The organism is Corynebacterium neomassiliense, from assembly GCF_900626215.1.
In the GTDB taxonomy this organism is placed as follows: Bacteria; Actinomycetota; Actinomycetes; order Mycobacteriales; family Mycobacteriaceae; genus Corynebacterium; species Corynebacterium neomassiliense.
In genome coordinates, this window is record NZ_LR131106.1 from 2,025,277 (window position 1) to 2,047,348 (window position 22,072).

At 66.1% G+C, this 22,072-nt stretch carries 20 protein-coding genes; 9 read left to right on the top strand and 11 right to left on the bottom strand.

Features of this window, described 5'->3' with window-relative positions; all coding sequences use genetic code 11:
• Positions 1–165 precede the first annotated feature (165 nt).
• A complete protein-coding gene (locus E0E18_RS08945) occupies positions 166–1,323 on the top strand; it encodes an ROK family transcriptional regulator (RefSeq protein WP_237559711.1) in 1,158 nt (385 codons plus the stop codon).
• A gap of 91 nt (positions 1,324–1,414) precedes the next feature.
• On the opposite strand, the gene E0E18_RS08950 is transcribed toward E0E18_RS08945, so the two are convergent.
• The 6 genes from E0E18_RS08950 to dnaA form a co-directional block, all read right to left on the bottom strand.
• Positions 1,415–2,386: an alpha/beta fold hydrolase gene (locus tag E0E18_RS08950; RefSeq protein ID WP_066587268.1), complete on the bottom strand. Its 972-nt coding sequence runs from the start codon at positions 2,384–2,386 to the stop codon at positions 1,415–1,417.
• Positions 2,379–4,421, bottom strand: coding sequence for a DNA topoisomerase (ATP-hydrolyzing) subunit B (gyrB, locus tag E0E18_RS08955; RefSeq protein ID WP_202616711.1), 2,043 nt, complete (start codon positions 4,419–4,421; stop codon positions 2,379–2,381). The genes E0E18_RS08950 and gyrB overlap by 8 nt, the downstream gene beginning before the upstream one ends.
• Positions 4,422–4,506: 85 nt before the next feature.
• Positions 4,507–5,097: a DciA family protein gene (locus E0E18_RS08960; RefSeq protein ID WP_066587260.1), complete on the bottom strand. Its 591-nt coding sequence runs from the start codon at positions 5,095–5,097 to the stop codon at positions 4,507–4,509.
• On the bottom strand, positions 5,090–6,376 hold the full coding sequence (gene recF / locus E0E18_RS08965) for a DNA replication/repair protein RecF (protein WP_130840370.1): 1,287 nt from the start codon (positions 6,374–6,376) through the stop codon (positions 5,090–5,092). The genes E0E18_RS08960 and recF overlap by 8 nt, the downstream gene beginning before the upstream one ends.
• Positions 6,377–6,392: 16 nt before the next feature.
• Positions 6,393–7,592, bottom strand: coding sequence for a DNA polymerase III subunit beta (gene dnaN, locus E0E18_RS08970; RefSeq protein ID WP_078057313.1), 1,200 nt, complete (start codon positions 7,590–7,592; stop codon positions 6,393–6,395).
• Positions 7,593–8,503: 911 nt separating this feature from the next.
• On the bottom strand, positions 8,504–10,303 hold the full coding sequence (gene dnaA / locus E0E18_RS08975; RefSeq protein ID WP_130840372.1) for a chromosomal replication initiator protein DnaA: 1,800 nt from the start codon (positions 10,301–10,303) through the stop codon (positions 8,504–8,506).
• Between the two features lie 962 nt (positions 10,304–11,265).
• Here dnaA and rpmH point away from each other — a divergent pair.
• From rpmH to E0E18_RS09015, 8 genes are all read left to right on the top strand, one after another.
• Complete coding sequence (gene rpmH / locus E0E18_RS08980) at positions 11,266–11,409, top strand: 50S ribosomal protein L34 (protein ID WP_014011503.1); 144 nt, start codon at positions 11,266–11,268, stop codon at positions 11,407–11,409.
• A gap of 37 nt (positions 11,410–11,446) precedes the next feature.
• Complete coding sequence (gene rnpA / locus E0E18_RS08985) at positions 11,447–11,830, top strand: ribonuclease P protein component (RefSeq protein WP_130840374.1); 384 nt, start codon at positions 11,447–11,449, stop codon at positions 11,828–11,830.
• A gap of 58 nt (positions 11,831–11,888) precedes the next feature.
• Positions 11,889–12,113: a membrane protein insertion efficiency factor YidD gene (gene yidD / locus E0E18_RS08990; protein ID WP_078057474.1), complete on the top strand. Its 225-nt coding sequence runs from the start codon at positions 11,889–11,891 to the stop codon at positions 12,111–12,113.
• Between the two features lie 89 nt (positions 12,114–12,202).
• Entirely contained in the window at positions 12,203–13,522 is a 1,320-nt protein-coding gene (gene yidC, locus E0E18_RS08995; protein WP_066587250.1) for a membrane protein insertase YidC, read from the top strand.
• A 125-nt stretch (positions 13,523–13,647) separates the two neighbouring features.
• Positions 13,648–14,313 carry a 16S rRNA (guanine(527)-N(7))-methyltransferase RsmG gene (gene rsmG / locus E0E18_RS09000; protein ID WP_066587248.1) on the top strand — a complete coding sequence of 222 codons (666 nt, stop codon included), beginning with the start codon at positions 13,648–13,650 and terminating at the stop codon, positions 14,311–14,313.
• A gap of 252 nt (positions 14,314–14,565) precedes the next feature.
• Entirely contained in the window at positions 14,566–15,510 is a 945-nt protein-coding gene (locus tag E0E18_RS09005; protein WP_066587246.1) for a ParA family protein, read from the top strand.
• A gap of 146 nt (positions 15,511–15,656) precedes the next feature.
• Positions 15,657–16,880, top strand: coding sequence for a ParB/RepB/Spo0J family partition protein (locus E0E18_RS09010; protein ID WP_237559805.1), 1,224 nt, complete (start codon positions 15,657–15,659; stop codon positions 16,878–16,880).
• 101 nt (positions 16,881–16,981) lie between these two features.
• The gene (locus tag E0E18_RS09015) at positions 16,982–17,680 is read left to right on the top strand and encodes a hypothetical protein (protein WP_130840379.1); all 699 of its coding nucleotides are present in this window, start codon (positions 16,982–16,984) and stop codon (positions 17,678–17,680) included.
• A gap of 70 nt (positions 17,681–17,750) precedes the next feature.
• Here E0E18_RS09015 and E0E18_RS09020 read toward each other — a convergent pair whose 3' ends face one another.
• From E0E18_RS09020 to E0E18_RS09040, 5 genes are all read right to left on the bottom strand, one after another.
• A complete protein-coding gene (locus E0E18_RS09020) occupies positions 17,751–18,941 on the bottom strand; it encodes an N-acetylmuramoyl-L-alanine amidase (protein ID WP_066587240.1) in 1,191 nt (396 codons plus the stop codon).
• Between the two features lie 18 nt (positions 18,942–18,959).
• The gene (trxA, locus tag E0E18_RS09025) at positions 18,960–19,283 is read right to left on the bottom strand and encodes a thioredoxin (RefSeq protein WP_066587237.1); all 324 of its coding nucleotides are present in this window, start codon (positions 19,281–19,283) and stop codon (positions 18,960–18,962) included.
• 157 nt (positions 19,284–19,440) lie between these two features.
• Positions 19,441–20,382, bottom strand: a complete 942-nt coding sequence (gene trxB, locus E0E18_RS09030; RefSeq protein WP_066587233.1) for a thioredoxin-disulfide reductase — start codon at positions 20,380–20,382, stop codon at positions 19,441–19,443.
• A 56-nt stretch (positions 20,383–20,438) separates the two neighbouring features.
• Positions 20,439–21,170 (bottom strand): RNA polymerase sigma factor, encoded by a 732-nt coding sequence (locus E0E18_RS09035; protein WP_130840381.1) that lies wholly within the window; start codon positions 21,168–21,170, stop codon positions 20,439–20,441.
• Positions 21,171–21,750: 580 nt separating this feature from the next.
• Positions 21,751–21,972 (bottom strand): hypothetical protein, encoded by a 222-nt coding sequence (locus tag E0E18_RS09040; RefSeq protein WP_130840383.1) that lies wholly within the window; start codon positions 21,970–21,972, stop codon positions 21,751–21,753.
• Positions 21,973–22,072 lie beyond the last annotated feature (100 nt).

Below are 22,072 nucleotides of genomic sequence, written 5' to 3' on the forward strand. Positions count from 1 at the left end.
CCCGCCAGTATGTGTAAAACACCCCCCCCCCCCACAGCCCCCCGCCCCACCGTGTACCGACAGACCACGTACCCCGCACCCTCCGGCCGTTCCCGGTCCCACGCCCCCACTCAGAACGGACCGGCAGGAACTGCAGAGCCCGCCGAACCTGCCGAGCCTGCCGTGGTGTCCACCGCACGTTTCGCCACCCCGGTGACCGGTCCCGCACGCGTACTCCACCAGATACGGACCTCACCCGGCATCACCCGGTCACGGCTCCACCAGGACCTGGACCTGTCACAGCCGACCGTGACCCGGCACGTCGCCGCCCTCATCGACGCCGGCCTCGTCGAACAGGCCTCCCCCGCCCAGAGCTCCGCAACCACGGTAGGACGCCCGGGAACCACCCTCCTTCCCGACGGACGCCACCTCACCGCCCTCGGAGCACACGTGGGACTACGCAGTACGCAACTTGTCGCGGTCGACGGCTCCGGACGCCCCCTGAGATCCCGGACCCTGAAACTACCTCTGCCGGACCTCCCACCCGAAGAAGCTCTCGAAGCCGTGCACCACGGCCTCACCTCCCTGGCCAGAGGCCTGCCGGACCCGGTGGGTCTGGGTGTCGCCTTCTCCTCCCCCGTCGACGCGACCGGGCATGTCTCCTCCCGTGCATACGGCTGGAACTCGGTCGATGTCGCCGGAATCCTCGGCAGGGCCGCCGCCGGCAGTGGACTTCCCGTGTCTCTGGCGACCGGTGTCGGTGCCATGGCAGGATCTGAGCTGACCAGCACCCCGTTGGGAACAGCTGACAGTGACATCCCCGGCGGCAGATCCACGCTCTACGTCTATGCCCGCGAACTTGTCGCCCACGCCTGGATCGTCGGGGACGCCGTCCACCAGCCGTTCACGGGAGTCTCCCCCGCCGCCTTCACCCGTATCGCCGAATCCGGGTCTTTCAGTGTCTCCCGGAACGGCTCCGGACATCCCCTGGGGACGACAGCAGTCCTCGAAGCCTCCCGGCGGCGCGGGATCAGGGTCTCATCAGTCAGCGAACTCGTCGCGCTGTCCTCGACGAACCCGGTGGCCAGGGAACTCCTCGACGAACGTGCCGAACTGCTCGGCCAGATCATTTCACTGGCTGTGGAAGTCGTGGACCCTGCGACAGTGGTCTTCGCGGGAGAGGCGTTCACCGCCGATCCCGGCGCCGTGAAAATCATCGCCCGTCACCTGCGCGGGGACGCCCCGAGGCGTCGTCTCAGCATCCAGCGGGCGGGTGACGGGATCCTGTCACGGGCTGCCGCGGTCACCGCCCTGCACCGGCTGTGGTCAGACCCCCTGTCATGATCCCCCTGGCCTGATCCCCCTGGCCTGATCACCGCCTGGTCACCCCGACCAGACCCCCGGACCGGTTCCGGTTGACACTGTCCGGTGCTGTCTAGCGAGGTTCGCCGGAGGCAGCGGCGGCACTGTCCGCGCCGGTACGGTCGGCACGGATCTGCCCGACGAACGCCTCCAGTCGGTCGGCCACGGGACCGGGCTCCCGGGCCCACCGGTTGTGGCCCAGGGTCTCGGGGAGCTCCTCGATCCTGGCAAAAGTCTTCGGCAGCAGTGACGCCAGTGCCCGGCAGGACTCGACCGTGCAGAAGTCATCGTCGACGAACCTGGTGAGCAGCACCGGTACGCTGACTTTCTGCATCGCGTCCATGTAGTCGATGTCCCGGCCCTTCAGGTCCTCCAGGGAGTTGGTACGACCGAACCGGGCCCATTCCCGCAGGTGCACGCCGGACTGTCGTCCGTAGTTCGCCACGTCCAGGGGCCCCGCCGGCCAGTAGCCGAGGACAGAGCTCACGGCCCGCATGACGATGCCGCCGATCCGCAGCCGACGCTTCTCGGGGTCAGGGAAAGCCCGGTGGTAGGGTGATCCGGTTCCCACACCCATCATGCCGACCACCCCGAGTTCCGCCGCCTCCGGTCGGGCGAGGAACAGTGCCCCGATCTGACCGCCCATCGAATGGGTGAGGAGGACGGTCGGGTGGTCCTCCTCCAAGTCGAACCAGGCCTTCGCGGCGCGGACAGTCCGGGGATAGTCCTGGGACGCCATGTCGTGGTACCCCCAGCGGGAGGACAGTGACGCCACCGCTGTGCTTGACCCCTGCCCGCGCAGTTCCCCGACAGCCACGGGAAAGCCACGTCGGGCCAGTTCTTCGGCCAACGGCCGGTAGTACCGGGCACCCATGCCGAATCCGGGCCACACCACGACGAGAGGCCGCGGGGACCCCGCAGCCGCGGAGGAGACCTGTGCTGCGGCAGGGTACAGCAGCACGGTGGAGACTGATCCGCCCGGCATGGACACGTACATCGATGACGGGGTGGTGGCTGACTGGCGGGGTGAGGGGGTGTCAGACATCGAGGAAACGGACATCCTTCGCATTTCTGGTGATGAAGCTGCGGCGGGCGACCACGTCGTCACCCATGAGGACGGCGAAGGTTTCGTCGGCGTCCGCGGCGTCCTCCAGGGTGACCTTCTTCAGGATCCTGTCGGCGGGGTCCATGGTCGTCTCCCACAGTTCCTTGGCGTTCATCTCGCCGAGGCCCTTGTAACGCTGGATGCCGTCGTCCTTGTTGATCTTGCGCCCGGCGGCGATACCTTCGGCGAGCTGGGAGTCCCGCTCTGCGTCGGAGTAGGCGAAACCGGGCTCACCCTTGGCCCACTTGAGCTTGTACAGCGGCGGCATGGCGAGGTACACGTGGCCTTCCTCGATCAGCGGGCGCATGAACCGGTACAGCAGGGTCAGCAGCAGGGTGGCGATGTGCTGGCCGTCGACATCGGCGTCCGCCATGAGGACGATCTTGTGGTAGCGGAGCTTCCTGATGTCGAACTCGTCGTGGATACCGGTGCCCAGAGCGGTGATGATCGCCTGCACCTCGGCGTTCTTCAGGACCTTGTCCAGGCGGGCCTTCTCCACGTTGAGGATCTTGCCGCGCAACGGGAGAATCGCCTGGAACATGGAGTCACGTCCGGACTTCGCCGACCCGCCTGCGGAGTCACCCTCCACAATGTAGATCTCGGAGCGCACCGGATCCTTCGACCGGCAGTCCGCGAGCTTGCCCGGGAGACCGCCGAGATCCGTGGCGGACTTCCGGCGCACCAGGTCACGGGCCTTACGCGCGGCGACGCGGGCCTGCGACGACGAGACCGCCTTGTTGACGATGGACTTGGCCTCGGCGGGGGTGGCGTCGAACCAGTCCGAGACATGCTCGTTGGTGGCCTTCTGGACGAACCCCTTGATCTCGGAGTTCCCCAGCTTGGTCTTCGTCTGCCCCTCGAACTGGGGGTCTCCGACGCGCACCGAGATCACCGCGGCAAGTCCCTCACGGCAGTCGTCACCGGTGAGGTTCGGCTCCTTGTCCTTCAGCAGCTTGTGGTCCCTGGCGTAGCGGTTCATCAACGAGGTCAGAGCGGCGCGGAACCCCTCCTCATGGGTGCCGCCTTCAACGGTGTTGATGGTGTTGGCGAAGGTGTGGACCGACTGGGAGTACCCGGAGTTCCACTGCAGGGCGATCTCGACCTCGTGGTCCTCCCCCTTCGCCTCCAGGTCGATGACGGTGGGGTGGACCGGGGTCTTGTTCTTGTTGAGGTGGTCGACGTAGTCCTTGAGACCGTCAGGATAGTGGAAGACTCTCGTCCGGACCTTCCGCCCGGACGACCCGCTGTCGTCGACCTCTCCGGCGGCCCGGGGTGCCGCTGCTTCGTCGGCTGCGGCGTCGGCAAGGTCCTCCTCCTGCTCGACAACGTGGTGACGCTCGTCGGTGAGGGTGATGGTCAGTCCCTTGTTGAGGAAGGCCATCTCCTGCAGCCGGCGGGAGACCGTGTCGAAGTTGTAGGTCGTGGTCTCGAAGATCTCCGGGTCAGCCCAGAAACGCTGCTTCGTGCCGGTTCCGCGAGCCTTCTTCACCTGCTCCAGCTCCTCGGGGACCGAGTGGTCGAAGACCTGGCGCCAGAGGTAGCCGTCCCTGCGGATCTCGGTCTCCACCCGGGTGGACAGGGCGTTGACGACGGAGATACCCACACCGTGGAGACCACCGGACACGGCGTACGCCTGGGAGTCGAACTTGCCGCCGGCGTGGAGTTCGGTCATGACGACCTGGACGGTGGGACGCCCCGTGGGGTGCATCTCCACGGGGATGCCGCGGCCGTTGTCGGTGACCTCCACCGAGCCGTCGTCCTTGAGGGTGACCTCGACCCGGTCGGCGTAACCCGCCATGGCCTCGTCGACGGAGTTGTCGACAACCTCCCAGATGAGGTGGTGCAGACCACGCTCACTGGTGGAACCGATGTACATGCCCGGACGCTTCCGGACCGCTTCGAGGCCCTCCAGGATGGTGATCTGGTCTGCGCCGTAGTCCTCGGATCCGTGGTGGGTTCCCTGTCCAGCGCTCATCTCAGCCTCAGCCACAGCCTTTTCCACTCCTTGATAATTACAGCTCCAACCACACCATCCTACCTGTTCGGGGACGGCTCCGGGATCATCCGTAGGTGTCCCGCGGTCCCCGACCCTTCACGTGGTAGCGGCCCTTCCTCCAGTTCGGGGGACGCGGACCGTAGATGCGCAGTTCAGCGACGACATCGGGCCCCACCTTCCGCGCGATGGTCTGCAGGATCATCGACTGCATGAGGCGCAGGTTCGTCGCCCAGGCGGTGGAGTCGCACTCGATGTGGAGCTGCCGCTCCTTCTCCTTGTACATCGCCACCGTGGTGTGTCTGGCGACGTCCTCGCCGACGATCCCCGCCCAGTTTCCCTTGAGTGTGCCGACGGCGAAGTTGCGGTTCCAGCCGTTGCGACGGATCTCCCGTTGCACCAGCTCCCCGAACACGCCGGGATCACGGTAGCTGCGGTCCGGACGACCGTCGTACCGGGTCTTCATGGTCCGGGGACGGTTCCCCCGCCGACGCCGCGGGTTGAAGGGCTGCCGTTGCGGAACCGGCGCCGGAGACAGGCCGTCCCCCTTCCCGGTGCCTGACGCCCCGGGCGCAGGCTTCGACAGTCGCCGGAGTTTCTCCCACTGCGCGGCGACCGGATCGTGTTCCGGGTACTCCCGGTCAAGACTGTCACTCACCGTCGACCCTCCCGTCTGCGCTGTCTGTGCCGGCTGTGCCGGCTGTGCTGTCTGTGCCGGCTGAGCCGTCCTCAGGATCTGAGGTGCCGGCCAGCCCCGGGGGCACGTCGAGCCCGGAGACCCGCCCCTCCTCCGTCACCTCCGCGCGCACCGTGTGGACCTGCGCGGACGTCAGAAGTCCGGCGGGGATGTCCTCGTCAACCGCTGCAGTGACGAGAACCTGCTCCGCCTCACCCGCCAGTTCGACGAGGGCCGCCCGCCTCGTCCGGTCGAGTTCGGCGAAGACGTCGTCGAGGATGACGACCGGTTCGGTACCGTCGGCACGCTGCATCCGGTGTGAGGCGAGACGGAGAGTGAGCGCGAATGACCAGGACTCGCCGTGGCTGGCGTACCCCTTCGCCGGCTGTGTACCGAGCACGAGCTGAAGATCGTCACGGTGCGGACCGGTGAGTGTGACGCCGCGGTCGATCTCGGCGTCCCTGCGCTCCGCCAGCCGTGCCAGCAGTACGGCCTCGGCGACACCGGGGTCGATGAGGTAGTGCGTGCCCGAGGAGGGCTCCGCACCGATCCCGATCTCTCCGAGATCGGCGTCCACGGTGGACGTGTAGGCGATGTGTGCCGGACGGGAACCGGGTGCGAGCCTGCCGTAGGTGTCGGCGACATGGGGTGCGAGATCGTGGACAACCTGGACCCGGGCGGACATGATCTCCCCGCCGAGCCGGGCAAGCTGTCCGTCCCAGACATCGAGGGTGTCCGACACCGCCGCCGGGGAGGACGCCGACTTCAACAGGGCGTTACGCTGCCGCAGCACCTTGTCGTAGTCCGCACGGACCCCGGCCAGCCGTGGATACCGCGCGGTCATCACCTCGTCGAGAAAGTGCCGACGCTGCTCCGGCTCCCCCCTGACCAGGGCCAGATCCTCAGGTGCGAACATGGTCGTCCTGACGATCCCGGTCAGTTCCCTCTGACTCCGGCAGGGCGTCCGGTTCACCGCCGCGCGGTTGGCACCGCGGGCGTTGATGACAAGGTGGGCCGTGAGTTCCCGGCCGTGGTTGACCGCGGTGGCCGAGATCCGGGCACGGTCCTGTCCTTCACGGACCAGGGCGGCGTCACCGCTGACCCGGTGGGACGACAGGTGTGCCAGGTAGCCCACCGCCTCGACGATGTTGGTCTTCCCGTTGCCGTTCGGTCCGACGAACACCGTGACACCGGGACCGAGCCCGAGGTCGAGTGACGCCCAGGACCGGAAGTCCCCGAGATGCAGTGAACGCAGGTACATGCAGGTGGCGGTGTCCCTAACCCGGAAGGCGGACCGGCATGAGCAGGTAGATGAACGGGGTTTCCGGGGTGGGGAACGCGCCGTCGGGCCCGGGCTGCGGAAGATCCTCGGGTTCGGGGAGGAGGATGGCGGGACGGGAAGGTTGGGTGAACCCGAACACCACCCGATCAGTGTGGATCGCCCCGAGACCGTCCTTGAGGTATCCGGGGTTGAACGCGATGACCAGAGGCTCACCCACGAATGCGCAGGGAAGCTGCTCCTCTGCGACACCGATATCGGAACCACCACCGGAGATGGTCAGCCCACCGTCCTCGAAGGCCATCCTGATCTGAGAGTTCCCCTCGGTCACGAGGGAGACGCGCCGGATGGCGTCGAGAAGCGGTGCGATCTCCACGGACGCCAGGGACGTGTTCTGCTTCGGCAGAAGGGGGCGGAACTTCGGGAAGTCGGCGTCGATGAGACGGGTGGTCGACCTCCGGTCGTTGGTGGCGATGCCCAGCAGCCGGCTGCCCCCGGAGGAGGGGTCGGTGTCCAGGGCGATCTCCACCGGCTCCCCGGTGGAATCGAGGGAACGGGCCGTGTCCGCCAGGGTCCGTGCCGGTATCAGCAGTTCGGCGGAGATGTCGGCACGGGCGGGGGCCCAGTCCACGGTGCGCACCGCGAGACGGAATCTGTCGGTGGCGGCGAGGACGAGGTGTTCACCGTCGATCTCCATGCGGATACCGGTGAGCATGGGAAGGGTGTCGTCGCGTCCGGCGGCGACCGCCACCTGGCTGATGACCTCGGAGAACAGGTAAGGGTCGAGTGTTCCGGCGACCGGAGGGAATTCCGGGAGCACCGGGTAGTCGTCGATGGTCATGGCGGGGAGCTCGAAGTGGGAGCTCCCGCAGTTGACGAGCACCTTGGTGCCGTCGAAATCGATGCGGACCGGCTTGTCCGGGAGTGCGCCGATGATGTTGGAGGCCAACCGGCCGGCGACGAGTATCCGGCCGGGTTCCGCGACGTCGGCGGACACCCGGACCTTCGTGGAGACCTCGCGGTCGAAGCCGGAGAGCTGGAGCCCTTCGTCCGTGGCCTCGATGAGAACTCCCCGCAGGATCGGCTGCGAGGCCTTGCTCGGGAGGCTGCGTGCCACCCAGGCCAGGGCCGAGGAGAGGTCGTCCTTGGCCACGGTGAAGCTGACGGACTGCTGGTCCCCCAGCTGGTCGGTGGTCACTCGTCGTCACCTTTCTGCAGGTCGCTCATGGTGTCACTCATTCGAACATGATTCGAACACCCGGGTTGCCGGCGTTCCCGGCACTCCCGGGCTGGGATGTGACCCTGCCCGGGGCAGGGAACACCTTCGGCTCTGTCGTCCCACAGTAGTCCACCGGGGTGGACTGCCGCGAGGCATCCCCTGAGATGGGACGGTGCGCGGGTCCCGGCCGTGCCGGTGACCGCGTCGCTGTATCCCCACCCCCTTTTTCTTCGTGATGATCTCCAGTAGATCGGTAGCAGTAGCAGTAGGGGGTGTGGAACGTGTGGACAACCACGGATCGGGCCTGTTCGTGGGCTTGACGGAGCTGTGGAGCTGAGGGGCACACAGTTGTGGATAACTCGGACCAATTGTGGACAACTCCCGTCGCCGCGCGGTTGTCCACAGGCGTTCCACCGAATTCTGCACTGGAGGACGCCAAGTTGTCCACAACCCTGCGGGTCTCTGACCTGCAGAAACAGTACTTTGTCAGAGGAAAGATCAGAGAACAGCTTCGGCTGAAGCACAGTCTTGTGATTCATCCACAGGCGGAGGGGTTTATCCACTGGCGGTGGATCTCCTGGACGGCTGATTCCGGCTCCACCGCTGAACAGGACGGAATCCCGGCGGATCACAGACTTGTAATTACATCGCTGTGGATAAACCTGTGGAGAGTGTGGACAGAGCGACCGGGTTGCCCGACTCCGGCCGTCGGAGGTTCTGTATGTGCCCGTTCTGCTCCGCCGGGAGTTCCTCTTCGTTCTGGGCGTCCTCCCCTCCCTCCCCGTTGTCCCTCCCCGGAAACCTCCCCCGGACACCTGACCCGGAAACCTGCCCGCAGCTTCCTGCCCGACTGCGCAGTCCCCTCCGACTGCCGGCCCCCGGCGCAGATGTCAGCGCTGCCGGGCTCGGGACTTGATCTTCTGGGTGAGCTCCTGGAACTGCTCGAAGATGACGGTGTTCTCCTGGATCGCCTTCCTCATCTTCTTTTCCGCGTGCATGACGGTGGTGTGGTCCCGGCCCCCGTACACCTCACCGATCTTCGTCGTCGACATCTCGCAGTATTCCCTGGTCAGGAACATTCCGAACTGTCGTGCCGTGACGATCTTGCGTACCTTCGACGGGCCGGTCAGCTGGTCGAGGGAGACGTTGAAATGCTCCGAGATCACCTCGATGACCATCTCCGAGGTGATCTTGACATCCTGCGGGAGAATGTCCTTGACCACGACCTCCGCAGCGGAGATGGTGATCGGTTCCCCGGTCATCGAGCAGTAGGCCACCACCCGTGTCAGTGCGCCTTCGAGTTCACGGATGGACGACTCGTTACGGCTGGCGATGAACTCCAGGACGTCCCTGGGAACTTCAGCGCCGTTGAGCTGGGACTTCTTCGCCAGAATCGCCATCCTGGTCTCGAGGTCCGGGGTCTTGACATCAGTGGTGAGTCCACCCTCGAAGCGGGTCCTGAGCCTGTCTTCGAGGGTGGTGAGCTGCGACGGGGGCCGGTCGGACGACAGGACTATCTGATGGTTCGCCTGGTAGAGGGCGTTGAAGGTGTGGAAGAACTCCTCCTGGGTCGATTCCTTGCCCTGAAGGAACTGGATGTCGTCGACGATCAGCAGATCAAGGTTGCGGTAGTTGCGTTTGAACTGGTCAAGGGCCAGTGGTCCGCCCTGAATCGCGTTGATGAACTCATTTGTCATCTCTTCGCTGGAGACGTACCGGACCCGGATGGTCGGCTTGAGCTCCCGGGCGTAATGGCCGATGGCGTGCAGAAGGTGGGTCTTGCCCAGACCAGGCTGCCCGTAGATGAACAGGGGGTTGTACGCCTTCCCCGGGTTCTCGGCCACCGCGCGGCAGGCCGCCGCCGGAAACTGGTTCGACGGACCGGTCACGAAAGTGTCGAAAGTGTACTTCGGGTTGAGCCGGTTCTCGTCGTCGGCGTGGGTCGCCGCCGCGGCCGGGGCAGTTGCCGCGGTGGTCACGGGAATTCCGGCGGTGACTGTGACCGGTTCCGCAACGGCGGAATGGTCCGTGAACGGTGACGGGGGTTCGGAGGAGGGCCGTACCGAAGGCTGGACACCGACCGCGCCACCTGCGGTGTCGACGGGTCCGGGGAACGTGGCGTCCGCCATGTTCTCCCACAGGTCAGGAGTGTGCACCGGTCCCGGGGGAACCGGTGGGAGTTCACTGAACACGGAGTGGCGGCGGTCCCCGTCTGCGCCGTCCTGACGGGCGGCGACGACCTGCGGCGGGGCGTCAACCCTGGTCACGGAGGGTTTTCCTGCGGGCGGGCGCAGTTCCTCCTGGCCGGTGGCCGTTTCGGAGTCCCGCTGAAGTCCCTGCTGGACGCCCTGCTGGACGCCCTGTTCGTGGGACTGTTCCGCAGCACGTTCGGCGGCGGGCTCCGGTGTCCTCTCTTTGACGCTGAGGGACAGGGTCACCGGATAGCCGAGTTCTCTCTCCAGGACTTCGCTGATGTCTCCGCTGATCTTCTTTTTTGTTTCATTGCACACCCAGTTCGACGGTGCGGTGAGCACAGCAATCCCGTCGACGACGACCACCGGGTCCAGCTGTTGCAGCAGGCTGCGGGAACGGGGGGTGATCTCGGGGAACTCAGCCGAATCCGCATCTGCGGTGACCCACCGGGTGACGAGGTTCGCCCAGACGGAGGGAAAGTCCTCTGGTGTGGTCATCGGGTCGGTCCTTTCGAAGGTCTGCGAATCGGGAGAGGGGTGAATCGGGGCCGGGACATGTCAGAGTAGCCCGTTCCGGGGTGACCCCGTAGGTCTACCCGTTCACGGACACGGCCGACGAAATAATACACAGGGGACACCGAGGGTTCACCGGAAGGAAACCCACCGGGATGTGGAAAACCCCGGGGCGGTGTGGCCTGCGCATCCACAGGTTTGTGCACACCTGTGGATAACTTTTCCGGCTGTGTTGTCAACAGGCTACTCCACTGCTGTGGACAACCCCAAGGAGCCTGTGGAAAACGGCTTGACCTGCACGTTAACGGGTTAAACAACACCTTGAAGGTTCGGGGGCGGACGAAGTTGTCCACAAGCTGTGTGCGGACAGTGCAACCTGTTCCCTGACCTGCGGCGCTCTGCTGTTCCACGGCGTCCGGGTGTTTTCCACGGCGCGGGGACATCCGTCCCCCCGGAAGGGTCGGTGGAACATCCCCCGGGTTTCCACCCGGGACTCCCCCGGCTGTCCGGGGCCTGTGGCCCGGCCTGTGGCCCGGATTGTGGCCCGCCGCCCGGACGCATTGGCGGTTCCGGCGGAGAAACAGCCGGTGCCGGGCCCCTGAGGACCGCGGTCGGAGGCTGGGTCGGGAGGGGGAACAGGCAGGTAAATGACAAGCGTGTGACGCGTGTCGGATTTTGCGCAACGCTCCGGAGCCTGTAAATTGTCCCTCGTCTTTGAGTGTCAACGGACCACGGGCCAGCGCCCTGACATCCCCGACCCTCCTCTCCGCCCGGAACGACTGGGGCGGACGGTCGACACCGTACGGGCCAGTCCCGGATAGTCGACCACACCAGCTATGACCGCAACACCGTGGTCGGCCGCCGGTCCGTAAGTGCCTCCCTGTCCGGGAGGCACGGAGCGGGTTCCGGTGGTCGACCACGGTCACACAGAACAAGGAGTGAGTACCGTGGCCAAGGGCAAGCGTACTTTCCAGCCGAACAACCGCCGTCGTGCCCACAAGCACGGTTTCCGTACCCGCATGCGCACCCGCGCAGGCCGCGCCATTGTCTCGGCGCGCCGCAGCAAGGGCCGCAAGTCCCTCACCGCGTGATTCTCAGCGCAACTGACTGAGACTGCACACCACCGCCGTGCTTCCCCCGGAACACCGCCTGCGTTCCACCTCCCTGTTCGGGGAGACTGTCCGCAGGGGCAGGAAGAAAGGGAGTCGCACGGCGGTGGTGTACGTGTATGAGCGCCAGTACGAGGGAACGGGCGCGGGATACCCGGCCACGGTCGGGGGACCACGGGTGGGCCTGGTGGTCTCGAAAGCCGTGGGCAATGCCGTGACCAGGCACGCCGTGTCCCGGAAACTGCGTCACACCGCCGGGCGGATCATCGCGGACGGCGTCCCTGCCGGTCTGCTGCGCCCTGAACACTCTGTCGTGCTCCGGGCCCTGCCCGCCGCCGCGGACGCGACCTCCGGGGAGCTGGAGCGGGATGTGCGCCATGCACTCCAACGCCTCCTCAGTTGAGAGCGCCCCGCTACAGGGCGGGGGACAGCCCGGTGACCTGTCCACCGGGCGTGCCCGCCTGCTCCGGTGGCTGATCCTCGGTTACCAGAACTACCTTTCACCCCTTAAACTGGGTCCGTCGTGCCGTTTTACGCCGTCGTGCAGCGCTTACGCCCTCACCGCCTTCGCCAGGTTCGGGGTGGTGAAGGGTTTTGTGCTCAGTGCTGCCCGACTGGCGAAATGCGGCCCCTGGCACCCCGGCGGTTGGGATCCTGTCCCTCCTGCGGGGAGTCGGCGTCACTGACGGCAGTTCCCGGGTCCTGAGCGGGGCTCCGTCTCTTTTACCGACGCCCGCAGCCCACCATCAAGGAGAGCAAGGAGAGTCCGAGAGCAGTGCTCAATTTCATCTACTACCCCATCTCGTGGGTGCTCTGGTTCTGGCACAAAGCCTGGAGCCTCATCCTCGATCCGGATTCCGGGATCACCTGGGCTTTGTCGATCATCTTCCTGGTGGTGACGATCCGTCTGATCCTGGTCCGACCGATGATCAACCAGCTGCGTTCCAGCCGCAAGATGCAGGACATGCAGCCGCGGATGCAGGAGATCAAGAGGAAGTACCCCAACGACCAGCAGACTCAGGCTCTGGAGATGAGGAAGCTCCAGAAGGAGATGGGGGTCAACCCGCTGGCGTCCTGCCTCCCGATGCTGGTCCAGATCCCGATCTTCATCGGACTGTTCCACGTGCTCCGGTCGTTCAACCGGACCGGTACGGGCCACGGCCAGATCGGTATGACGATCGAGGAGACCAGGAACACCGCCAACTACGGGTTCGGTGTCGACGAGGTCCGGTCCTTCCTCGATGCACGTCTCTTCGGTGCCCCGCTCTCGTCCTATATCTCCATGCCACAGGACACCTTCGGGGCGTTCACCGCGGACGGGTCGATCGACTTCACCCGGACGAACATCATGCTGGTCGTCATCCCGATCATGCTCATCGCCGCAGTGATCATGCACTTCAACGCCAAGCACTCACTGGCACGGCAGGCGCGGAAGAAGGCCGAGCAGCCGAAGAAGAAGGGAGCGACGACCCCGCAGCAGGACATGATGGAATCCCAGATGGCCATGATGCAGAAGCTCATGGTCTGGGTGATGCCGGTGCTGTCCCTGCTCGGTGCGTACTTCTGGCATGTCGGCCTGGCCGTCTACATGCTCACCAACACCACCTGGACTTTCGCCCAGCAGGTTCTGGTCTACCGGAAGATGGACCGTGAGGAGGCCGAGGAGAAGGAGGCGAAACTGGCCGCGAAGCGGACCAATGCTCCCCGACCCGGCAAGAAGCCGAAGCAGCAGACATCTGGTGAATCCCAGGCGACCTCGACTGCTGTCCTGGAGGACACCTCCCGATCCGCCGAGGCGCAGGATCCGGCCGTGCAGGACGCCGGGAACGCGGCGGCCGTCGCCGGTCCGGAGGTGGACTCCGGTGACGCTGCCACCGCAGGTGCCGGTACTCCTGCCGGCCCGCCTCTGACCGAAGCCCAGGTGAAGTCGATCCGCGGTGAGGCGGCACACTGGACCCCTGCTGAGCTGGACGCCGAGATCGCCGGTATCGAGGCCCAGATCGCAGACCCCGCCACCCGGAAGAAGTCCAAGAAGCAGAAGAGGCTTGCGGTGCTCAAGGAGTACCGGGCCGAGCAGCAGAACGGTATCGGCTGAACAGTCGGTCTCTGCCGGCCGGACCGCGAAGGCCGGCCGGCGGCAGTCCCCGGTGACACCCCCGGATGAGCGACCCCGTGGTCGCCGCCGGGGGTGTCGTCTGTCTGCAGGGCTGACCTGCTAGAATGAGGCCCGTGACTGACTCTGTGACCCCCTCCCCCGACGGCCCGCCGGAGACCGCTGCCCGTGTCTTCGGTGACCGCCTCCGACTTGCCGTGCGGTATGCGGAATGGCTCGCCGATGCAGGCGTGGTCCGGGGGCTCATCGGTCCCCGTGAGGTATCGCGGCTGTGGGAGCGTCATATCCTCAACAGTGCAGTGGTCGGTGAGGTCATCGGAGACGGTGCGAGGGTCGTTGACGTAGGGTCCGGGGCCGGTCTGCCGGGGATACCCCTGGCGATCGCACGACCTGATCTCACGGTCCAGCTGGTGGAGCCGCTGCTGCGCCGGGTGACGTTCCTCAACGAGGTTGTCGACGATCTGGGGCTGGCGAATGTCGAGGTGTACCGGGGGCGTGCGGAGGACAGGAGTGTCGTGGACGCCGTGGGTGGCGCCGATGTGGTGACGTCGAGAGCTGTGGCTCCGGTCGGCAGGCTCATGGGTTGGTCGCTGCCGTTGGCGGCGGTCGGCGGTTCGGTGCGGGCACTCAAAGGATCGAGTGTCGGCGAGGAGCTGGAGCGGGATGCCGCGGAGATCCGGCAGGCCGGGGGTTCGGCGGGCAGGGTTCTGACTGTGGGCGAGGGCGTCCTCGAGCAGCCGACCTATGTTGCAGTCGTGGATCGGCTCAACTGACAGGAGTCCGGTCAGGCTGTCCGGTCACACAACCCGGCTGAGGGGTGCCGCAGCTGCGTTTCACGTGAAACCGGATGCTGCGGCGGAGGGTGTTCCGAGGTCCGGTTCAGAGGGCCGGTTGGCGTTGTCGCCGGAATGGCGGAGGACTAGGCTTGGGGCGGAAGCCGAGGGGAAAGCCGCCCATGTTTCACGTGAAACCGGTCACCGGCAAGAACGGATGACATCGGCGCAGATGCAAGAGATAGGAACTCCATGAGTCCAGCTGACTGGGATGAGACCCCGATCGCTGAAGCAGCACGACGTGCGTCGATCATTCAGAATCCCGCCAAACTGACTCTCCCCCGCCCCGGGCGTTGTCGCCGCATCACAGTCGCCAACCAGAAAGGCGGCGTCGGCAAGACCACCTCCACCGTGAACTTCGCCTGGACCCTGGCCCTGCACGGGATGAAGGTCCTCGTCGTGGATCTCGATCCGCAGGGCAATGCGTCCACGGCGTGCAATGCGGAACACCGGATGGGAACCCCGTCCAGCTATGAGCTCCTCATCGGGCAGAAGAAGGCCGAGGAGACCATCCAGCAGAACGCCGACAACCCCAACCTCTACTGCATTCCCGCCACCATCGACCTCGCCGGGGCGGAGATCGAGCTCGTGTCGATGGTACGTCGCGAGTACCGCCTGCATGACGCCCTGAACGACGACTTCCTCTCGGACGCCGGATTCGACTACGTCTTCATCGACTGCCCTCCTTCCCTCGGACTGTTGACCATCAACGCGATGAACACCGCCACGGAGGTCCTCATCCCGATCCAGTGCGAGTATTACGCCCTGGAGGGGGTGGGGCAGCTCCTCAGCAACATCAACATGATCCGCATGCACCTCAACCCGGAGATCCATGTTTCCGCGGTGCTGCTGACCATGTACGACGCCCGCACCAAGCTCGCCGAGCAGGTGGCTGAAGAGGTCCGCTCCCACTTCGGGTCAGTTGTGCTCCGTAACCTCATTCCGCGCAGTGTGAAGGTCTCGGAAGCCCCCGGGTACAGCCAGACAGTCCTGCAGTATGATCCCGGCTCCCGGGGTGCCATGGCCTACTTCGACGCCGCGGTAGAGTTTGCTGAACGTGGCGACTACCTGCCGACAGAGAGCACCGCGCCTATCGGTGTCGCTCCTGAACTCCGACTGGAGGCGGAACGGTCATGACCGCGAAGAAGAGTGACAAGGCCACCAAGAACACCGGGACAGCCGGGGCCGGTAAGACCGCTAAATCCGGCAGAACCTCAACGGCAGGTGAGGCAGGGACGCCCGGTGGCCGGAACCGCAGGAACGGACACCCGCAGCTACCGCGCATGGACACCCACCGGGGAGGGCTCGGTCGTGGACTCTCGGCGCTGATCCCCACCGCTCCCCCGGGCCCCAGGCTCGGCGACAGTGCCGCGGACGTCATCCTCGGACCGTCAGGTCGTGGAGGTGGCTCCTCCGCAGCAGCACAGGGCAGCGCAAAGCGGTCCACAGGTCCGGGCGGGGCCCTGGGCGCCCTGGGACTCGGAGGAGACTCCCCCTCCTACCCGGCAGCCGACGCCGGAGCAGCAGGGACCGGGGCAGCCGGGACCGGGGGACGTCCGTCCTCGACCGGAACGGCAGGAACGCTGCCGTCCGGCCGCGCGGTCCGGGACGCCCGCAGCGGGGCCGACCCGGAGACCGGCTCCACGGTCCGGAACCCCGCCGAGATGCCCGCTGAACCGGTCAACGAGTTCGGTGCAACCTACCGGGAGATCCCTCTCACCGAGATCCGCACCAACCCGAAGAACCCCCGTCAGGTCTTCGAGGAAGACGCCCTCGACGAACTCGTCCACTCGATCCGGGAGTTCGGGCTCCTCCAGCCTGTCATCGTCCGACCCCTCCCCCGCGGCGACGAGGTCGCCTTCGAGCTCATCATGGGCGAGCGGCGACTGCGCGCGACGAAGCTCGCCGGTCTGGAGGTCATTCCCGCCATCGTCCGGGAAACCGACGACCAGGACATGCTGCGCGACGCGCTCCTGGAGAACATTCACCGGGTTCAGCTCAACCCGTTGGAGGAAGCCAGCGCCTACCAGCAGCTGCTGGAGGAGTTCGGCGTCTCACAGGCGGAACTGGCACGCCGGATAGGGCGGTCACGTCCGTTGATCACCAACATGATCCGCCTGCTGCAGCTTCCGGTACCCGTACAGCGCAAGGTTGCCGCCGGGGTCCTCAGCGCAGGACATGCCAGGGCGATCCTCGGGGTGAAGACCGGTGCGGCCGAGCAGGAGAAGCTCGCCGAGCGGATCATCGCCGAGGGCCTCAGTGTGCGTGCCACCGAAGAGGCTGTGGTCCTGATCAACCGGGGGGACACCGAGGACGCACCGAAGAAGAAGCGCGAGCCCAGGGAACAGCCCGAAATGGTCCGGGAGTGGGCCAGCTCGGCGGCGGACGCCCTGGACACCCGTGTCACGGTCCAGATGGGTGCGAAGAAGGGGCGGATCGTCGTGGAGTTCGGGGACACCGACGACTTCGAGCGGATCACCGAACTGCTGAAACTGCCCCGGGACTGAGCCTCGGAACGGGGGGACCGGGGATCGTCCGGCTCCTGCGGCCGGGATTCCCGGTGGGTACACTTTCGGTGGTGACGACACACAGCTGACGAGGAGTTCGGGTGGAGATCAGGTACAGCGCGCTGAGCCACGCCGGTGCAGGAATGCTGGAGGCCAGGGCGTCCCGGGACACCTTCTGGGAACTCCCGCCGGGGACGCGGACGGACGACCCCGAGTTCGACCGGCAGATGTGGATACAGTCCGTGCTGTACCGCTGGGGTATCTGCGGGTACACCGCTTACGTAGGTACCGGGGAGAGCGGCAGTGTGGAGCGCCCGGCAGCGACCGTGTTCTTCGCTCCCTCCGGGTACTTCCCGGGGGCGGATGCCATGCCCTCCGGCCCGGCGTCCTCGGATGCGGTACTGATCTCGAATGTCTTCGTCGACCAGCCCTACATGGGGCTGTATCTTGAGCACAGTCTCATCGAGACGGTCCTGACCGAAGCGGAGCGCCGGGGTGTGAAAGCGGTGGAGGCGTTCGGCAGGAATGATTCCGGGGAAGCTCCCGACGTGTACATTCCCGAGGGCTACCATGGCTGGGAGGAGCGTCCCACCGGCGAAGACCTCGAGAGCGCGCCGGTGCTTTCGGCGGACATCCTGGTGCAGGAGGGCTTCTACGTCATCGGTCCGCACCGACGCTTCCCCCGCTACCGTCGGGACCTCCACAGCAGGTCAAACCTGTTCTCCACGTTCGGGACGGACGCCCACGAGCTTCTCAACGACCGGGAACCTCTCAGCACCGTCCTCGGTGGAGGACGCTGACAGCGTCCACCCGGGGCGGCTACCCCGGGTGTTGACCGCTGCGGGCTCACCATCAGGACCCACCCCGGGGTCAGAGGCGTCCTTCCTCGGCCAGCAGTTCGCTGAACGAGTACTGGCCGGTCTCGGCGACGTCCTTGTCCATCATGTACAGACGCTTCACCGCGACCACCAGTGCTTCGGCAATGGTGTCACGGACCTCCGGGTCGGTCAGTTTTGCGACATCGCCGGGGTTGGTGATGTACCCGGCGTTGAGCTGGACGGTGGGCATCTTGGTCATGCGGAGAACATCCCAGGTGCGCCCGTGGGTGTGGTTGTCACCCAGCCCTGTCCGGGCGGTGACCTCCCGCTGGATCAGACCGGCGAGACGCTCACCGGTCACTGACGTCGCCCCCGTCTCCGAGCCGTAGTAGAAGGACGCCGCGCCATTCCCCTTCTCATTGTGGTACCAGTCGCAGCGCAGGGAGATCATGAGGTCCGCGCCGAAGGCGTTGGCGATGGACGCCCGGTCCAGATTGGTGGGATTGTCGGTACGGGGCCGTGAACAGATGGTCTCCACGCCTGCGGAGATCATGCGCCCTTCCGTGCGTGTGGCGAGATCCCAGAGGATCTCCTCCTCGGTGATGTCGCCGTAGGGGCCGGGTACGATGCTCCCGGTCTTCTGTCCGCCGAAACCCGGGTCCAGGACGATACGTTTCCCGGCAAGGTGTGTGCCGGCCGACCGCAGCTGTTCCTGTTCCCTGGCAGCCTGCGGTGAGCCGCCGGTGATCCTGCGGCCCAGACGTGACAGGGACCTGAGGGTCGCCGGGCCGACGATACCGTCAGGGGTGAGACCTGCGTTGAGCTGGTAGTCCGTGACCGCGGCGTAGGTCACGGGGCCGAAGTGCCCGTCGATGCGGGACTTGAGGAAACCGAGGTCGTGGAGATGGGTCTGCAGTTCGGCGACGTCGTCACCGACGAGGTAGTGGCCGGGTGCCTGCAGGTCCAGGACCCGCGCACCCAGGGAGTAGGACGCCTCACGTAACGCCCGGAGCGTCCCGTCGGTGATGTGGCCGTCGGCGACGATGCCGCGTTTCTGCTGGAAGGCTCGGAGGGCGGATTCCAGTCCGGCGTCGAAGTACTCGTCCTCGGGACGCCGCTTCTGGTTTCCTCCGCCCGTGGCGTCCCCGCTGAATCCGTCAAGGAAACCCAGCCGGGCAAGGGTGCCGCGGACCTCCGCCACGCGCGGGGACCGGTCACCGAGTTTATGGACTTCGCCGTACACTGCTGCAGTACCTGCCGGTCAGACCAGGGCGTCGAGAGTTTCGGCGAGCGCGGCCCGGGACTGCTTTCCGTGGAGTTCGGCCACCTTGTGGCCGTCCTTGAAGACGAGCAGGGCAGGGATACTCATGATCTGGTACATCGAAGCCAGAAGGCGCTCTTCGTCGACGTTGACCTTCGCCACGGTCACGCGACCGTCGTAGTCCTCGGCGATGGAGTCGAGTACGGGTTCCATCTGCCGGCAGGGGCCGCACCAGGAGGCCCAGAAATCGACGATGACCGGACGCCCGGCGTCTATGACGGAGGAGCGGAACGTGTCCTGGGTGACGGTCACTGATTCTGCCATTGTGGATCCTCCCGGGTTAGAGGGACAGTTAAGGGGTTCACACAAGGATACCCGTGCAGTGCCCGGGACAGGTCATTGACGAGCGTGCGCCCGGGTTGACGGCGGTGGTGCACGGTAACGGTGGGGTCCCGGCCGGGGGGTGTGAGAGGTCGCCGGGTCAGGCGTCGAGGGCGGCGAGATAGGCTTCGGCGTCGAGAGCGGCGCGGCAGCCCGACCCTGCGGCCGTGACCGCCTGCTGGTAGCGGGAGTCCACCAGGTCTCCGGCGGCGAAGACCCCGGGAACTGATGTCGCCGTGGACGGCTCCGCGACCTTGACGTAGCCGTTGTCCTGCAATTCGACCTGGCCTGCGAAGACCTCGGTGCGGGGATCGTGGCCGATGGCGACGAACATCGCGTCCATGGGGATCTCGCGGGTCTCTCCGGTGACGGTGTCCTGCAGTCTGAGCCCCTGGACGGTCCCCTCCCCCAGGACCTCGACGACGGTGGCGTTCATGATCATGTCGATCTTGGGGTTGTTGCGGGCCCTTTCCTCCATGATCTTCGAGGCCCGGAACTCGTCACGGCGGTGGATGAGGGTGACTTTCTCGCCGAACCGGGTGAGGAAGTCTGCTTCCTCCATGGCCGAGTCACCGCCGCCGATGACGGCGATCTGACGGTCCTTGAAGAAGAAGCCGTCGCAGGTCGCACAGGCGGAGACGCCGTGTCCGAGCAGCTTCTCCTCACCGGGGACGCCGAGGTACCTGGGCGCGGCGCCGGTCACGAGGATGACGGTCCTGGCGTGGAACTCCTCGTCGTCGGTGAAGACTTTCTTGATGTCTCCGTCGAGTTCCACCCGGACGACATCTTCCATCCTCAGGTCGGCGCCGAAGCGTTCGGCCTGGTTGCGCATGTTCTCCATGAGGGTCGGGCCCATGATTCCCTCCGGGAAACCGGGGAAATTCTCCACTTCGGTGGTCTGCATGAGCAGGCCGCCGAAGTCCATCCCCTCGAACACGAGGGGGTTGAGCTCCGCCCGGGCCGCGTACACGGCCGCCGTGTAGCCGGCCGGGCCGGAGCCGATGATGATGACGTCGTGGATGGTGGGGGTCTGCTCGCTCATGACGCCCGATCTTAGCCCCCGCACCGGGTTGGCGTGGCAGCCGGTGGCAGGGTCCCTCAGGCGGTCACCGCCGGCACTGTGTCACGGGCGACGGTCGGTGTGAGCCCCGCCTCTGACAGGGAGGAACGTAACTGCCTGCGGGCCCGGCTGAGCCGTGATTTGACGGTCCCGACCGGTACACCGGTGCGTGCGGAGACGTCCTCCATCGACAGTCCGTGGACATCGGAGAGAACGACCGTGACCCGTAGGCCGGGACGAAGTGAGCGGACGGCGTCCTGCAGGAGCAGGCGCTGGACGGTCCGGCCTGCGTCGACAGCACGGGTGTCGGGAGTTCTGCGCAGGCGGTCCAGTATCCCGTCCTCACTGGCGTCCACCTCTTCGTGGCGTCGGCGTGTGGACCTGATGTGGGTCAGGGCGGTGTTGGTGACGATGGTGCGGAGCCAGGCTGCCGCACAGTCGGTGCCACGGAAGCTGTCCGCCTGACGGTGGACTTTCAGCAGTGCCTCCTGGAGAATGTCGGCGCGATCCTCCGGCGCGATGTGGAGACGGTGCAGCGTCCACATCAGGAGCCTTTCGTGCCGACTGACGAGTACACCGTAGGAGCGGTCACATCCGTCACGGTGACGCTTCAGCAGCTGGGCGTCTGTCAGGTCGTCGTAGTCCCATCGCGGCCCTGTGGTTCGCGGTCGTTGCGCTGCCGGTCCTGCCGTTCCTGCCTGCCCCGGCGTCCCTGCAGGCGCTGTCGTTCCTGCGGCGTGCGGAGTTTCCCCCGGAAGTGCAGTTTTCACTGGTGTTTCCCCTCGTGTTGTCCCCTCTCCACCTCCCCCGGTGGAGCAACTACCCGTGCAGTGTAGCTGCTGGATCCGGTGTGTGGGGAGACTGCGGAGTCACGGACCTGTTCCTGTGGATGTCGTATCCACAGGGTGGGGTCGGCTCGGCGGACTTCAGGGCAGGGTGAGTACCCCGGACTACGGCGGACTGCTGTGACCCCTGGCGGTATGACACATCCGAAGGTGGCCTTCGTGGCGGCTCTGACCGCCGTTTCGGGGCGCGGACGCCCGTGAACAGTAATGGATGATGTGTTTGAATGGTGCCGTTTCCCGCCGTCCCCGGAACCGGGCGTCCGGACCTCGTGACGTCACCGGGTCGAAGGACATCGCCGCAGTTGACTGCCCGTCTGATCCACTGTCTTTCCGGAACGGTTTCACGTGAAACATGGCCGGTGTCTGCGCCTGTGGTCCGAGTCTGCTCCCGCGAAGGTGCGTGGATTTGGGGTGTATCCGGCAGTACCGGGGCGGCACGGGGCAGTACAGGACGGAGCCTGAGGTACCGGCGACCGGCACGAAGGTGGCCGGCAGCCCCCGGGGATCAGTCTGCGAGGAGACCGCGGATCTTCGCGGCGATCAACCGGGCTCTTTCTGCGGAAACAGGGGCGCCGCGCTGTGACCCCAAGGCGAGGGTGTCCGCAAGGATTCCGGCCTGCCGGACGGTGAGACCACTGAACGCATCGGGATAGGTTGTCCGGAACTCCTCGGTACGGTCGGTACGGTCGGTACGGTCGATCTGAGGGTCGCTGACGATAAATCCCACTGTGTTCCTCTCCCGCCGGTGCCGGCCGCGTCCGTACCACGGACCGTGGCCCCCGAGCTGACCCGGAGTGTGTTCCGGGCAGAGCGCTGGGCCGGCCCGG

Coding starts and splice junctions, on each gene's coding strand:
- recF (WP_130840370.1), bottom strand. CDS start 6,376: ATGTACCTGCGTTCACTGCATCTCGGGGACTTCCGGTCCTGGGCGTCA.
- trxA (WP_066587237.1), bottom strand. CDS start 19,283: ATGGCAGAATCAGTGACCGTCACCCAGGACACGTTCCGCTCCTCCGTC.
- E0E18_RS08950 (WP_066587268.1), bottom strand. CDS start 2,386: ATGTCTGACACCCCCTCACCCCGCCAGTCAGCCACCACCCCGTCATCG.
- rsmG (WP_066587248.1), top strand. CDS start 13,648: ATGAGGCCCGTGACTGACTCTGTGACCCCCTCCCCCGACGGCCCGCCG.
- E0E18_RS09005 (WP_066587246.1), top strand. CDS start 14,566: ATGAGTCCAGCTGACTGGGATGAGACCCCGATCGCTGAAGCAGCACGA.
- trxB (WP_066587233.1), bottom strand. CDS start 20,382: ATGAGCGAGCAGACCCCCACCATCCACGACGTCATCATCATCGGCTCC.
- dnaA (WP_130840372.1), bottom strand. CDS start 10,303: ATGACCACACCAGAGGACTTTCCCTCCGTCTGGGCGAACCTCGTCACC.
- E0E18_RS09010 (WP_237559805.1), top strand. CDS start 15,657: ATGGACACCCACCGGGGAGGGCTCGGTCGTGGACTCTCGGCGCTGATC.
- gyrB (WP_202616711.1), bottom strand. CDS start 4,421: ATGAGCGCTGGACAGGGAACCCACCACGGATCCGAGGACTACGGCGCA.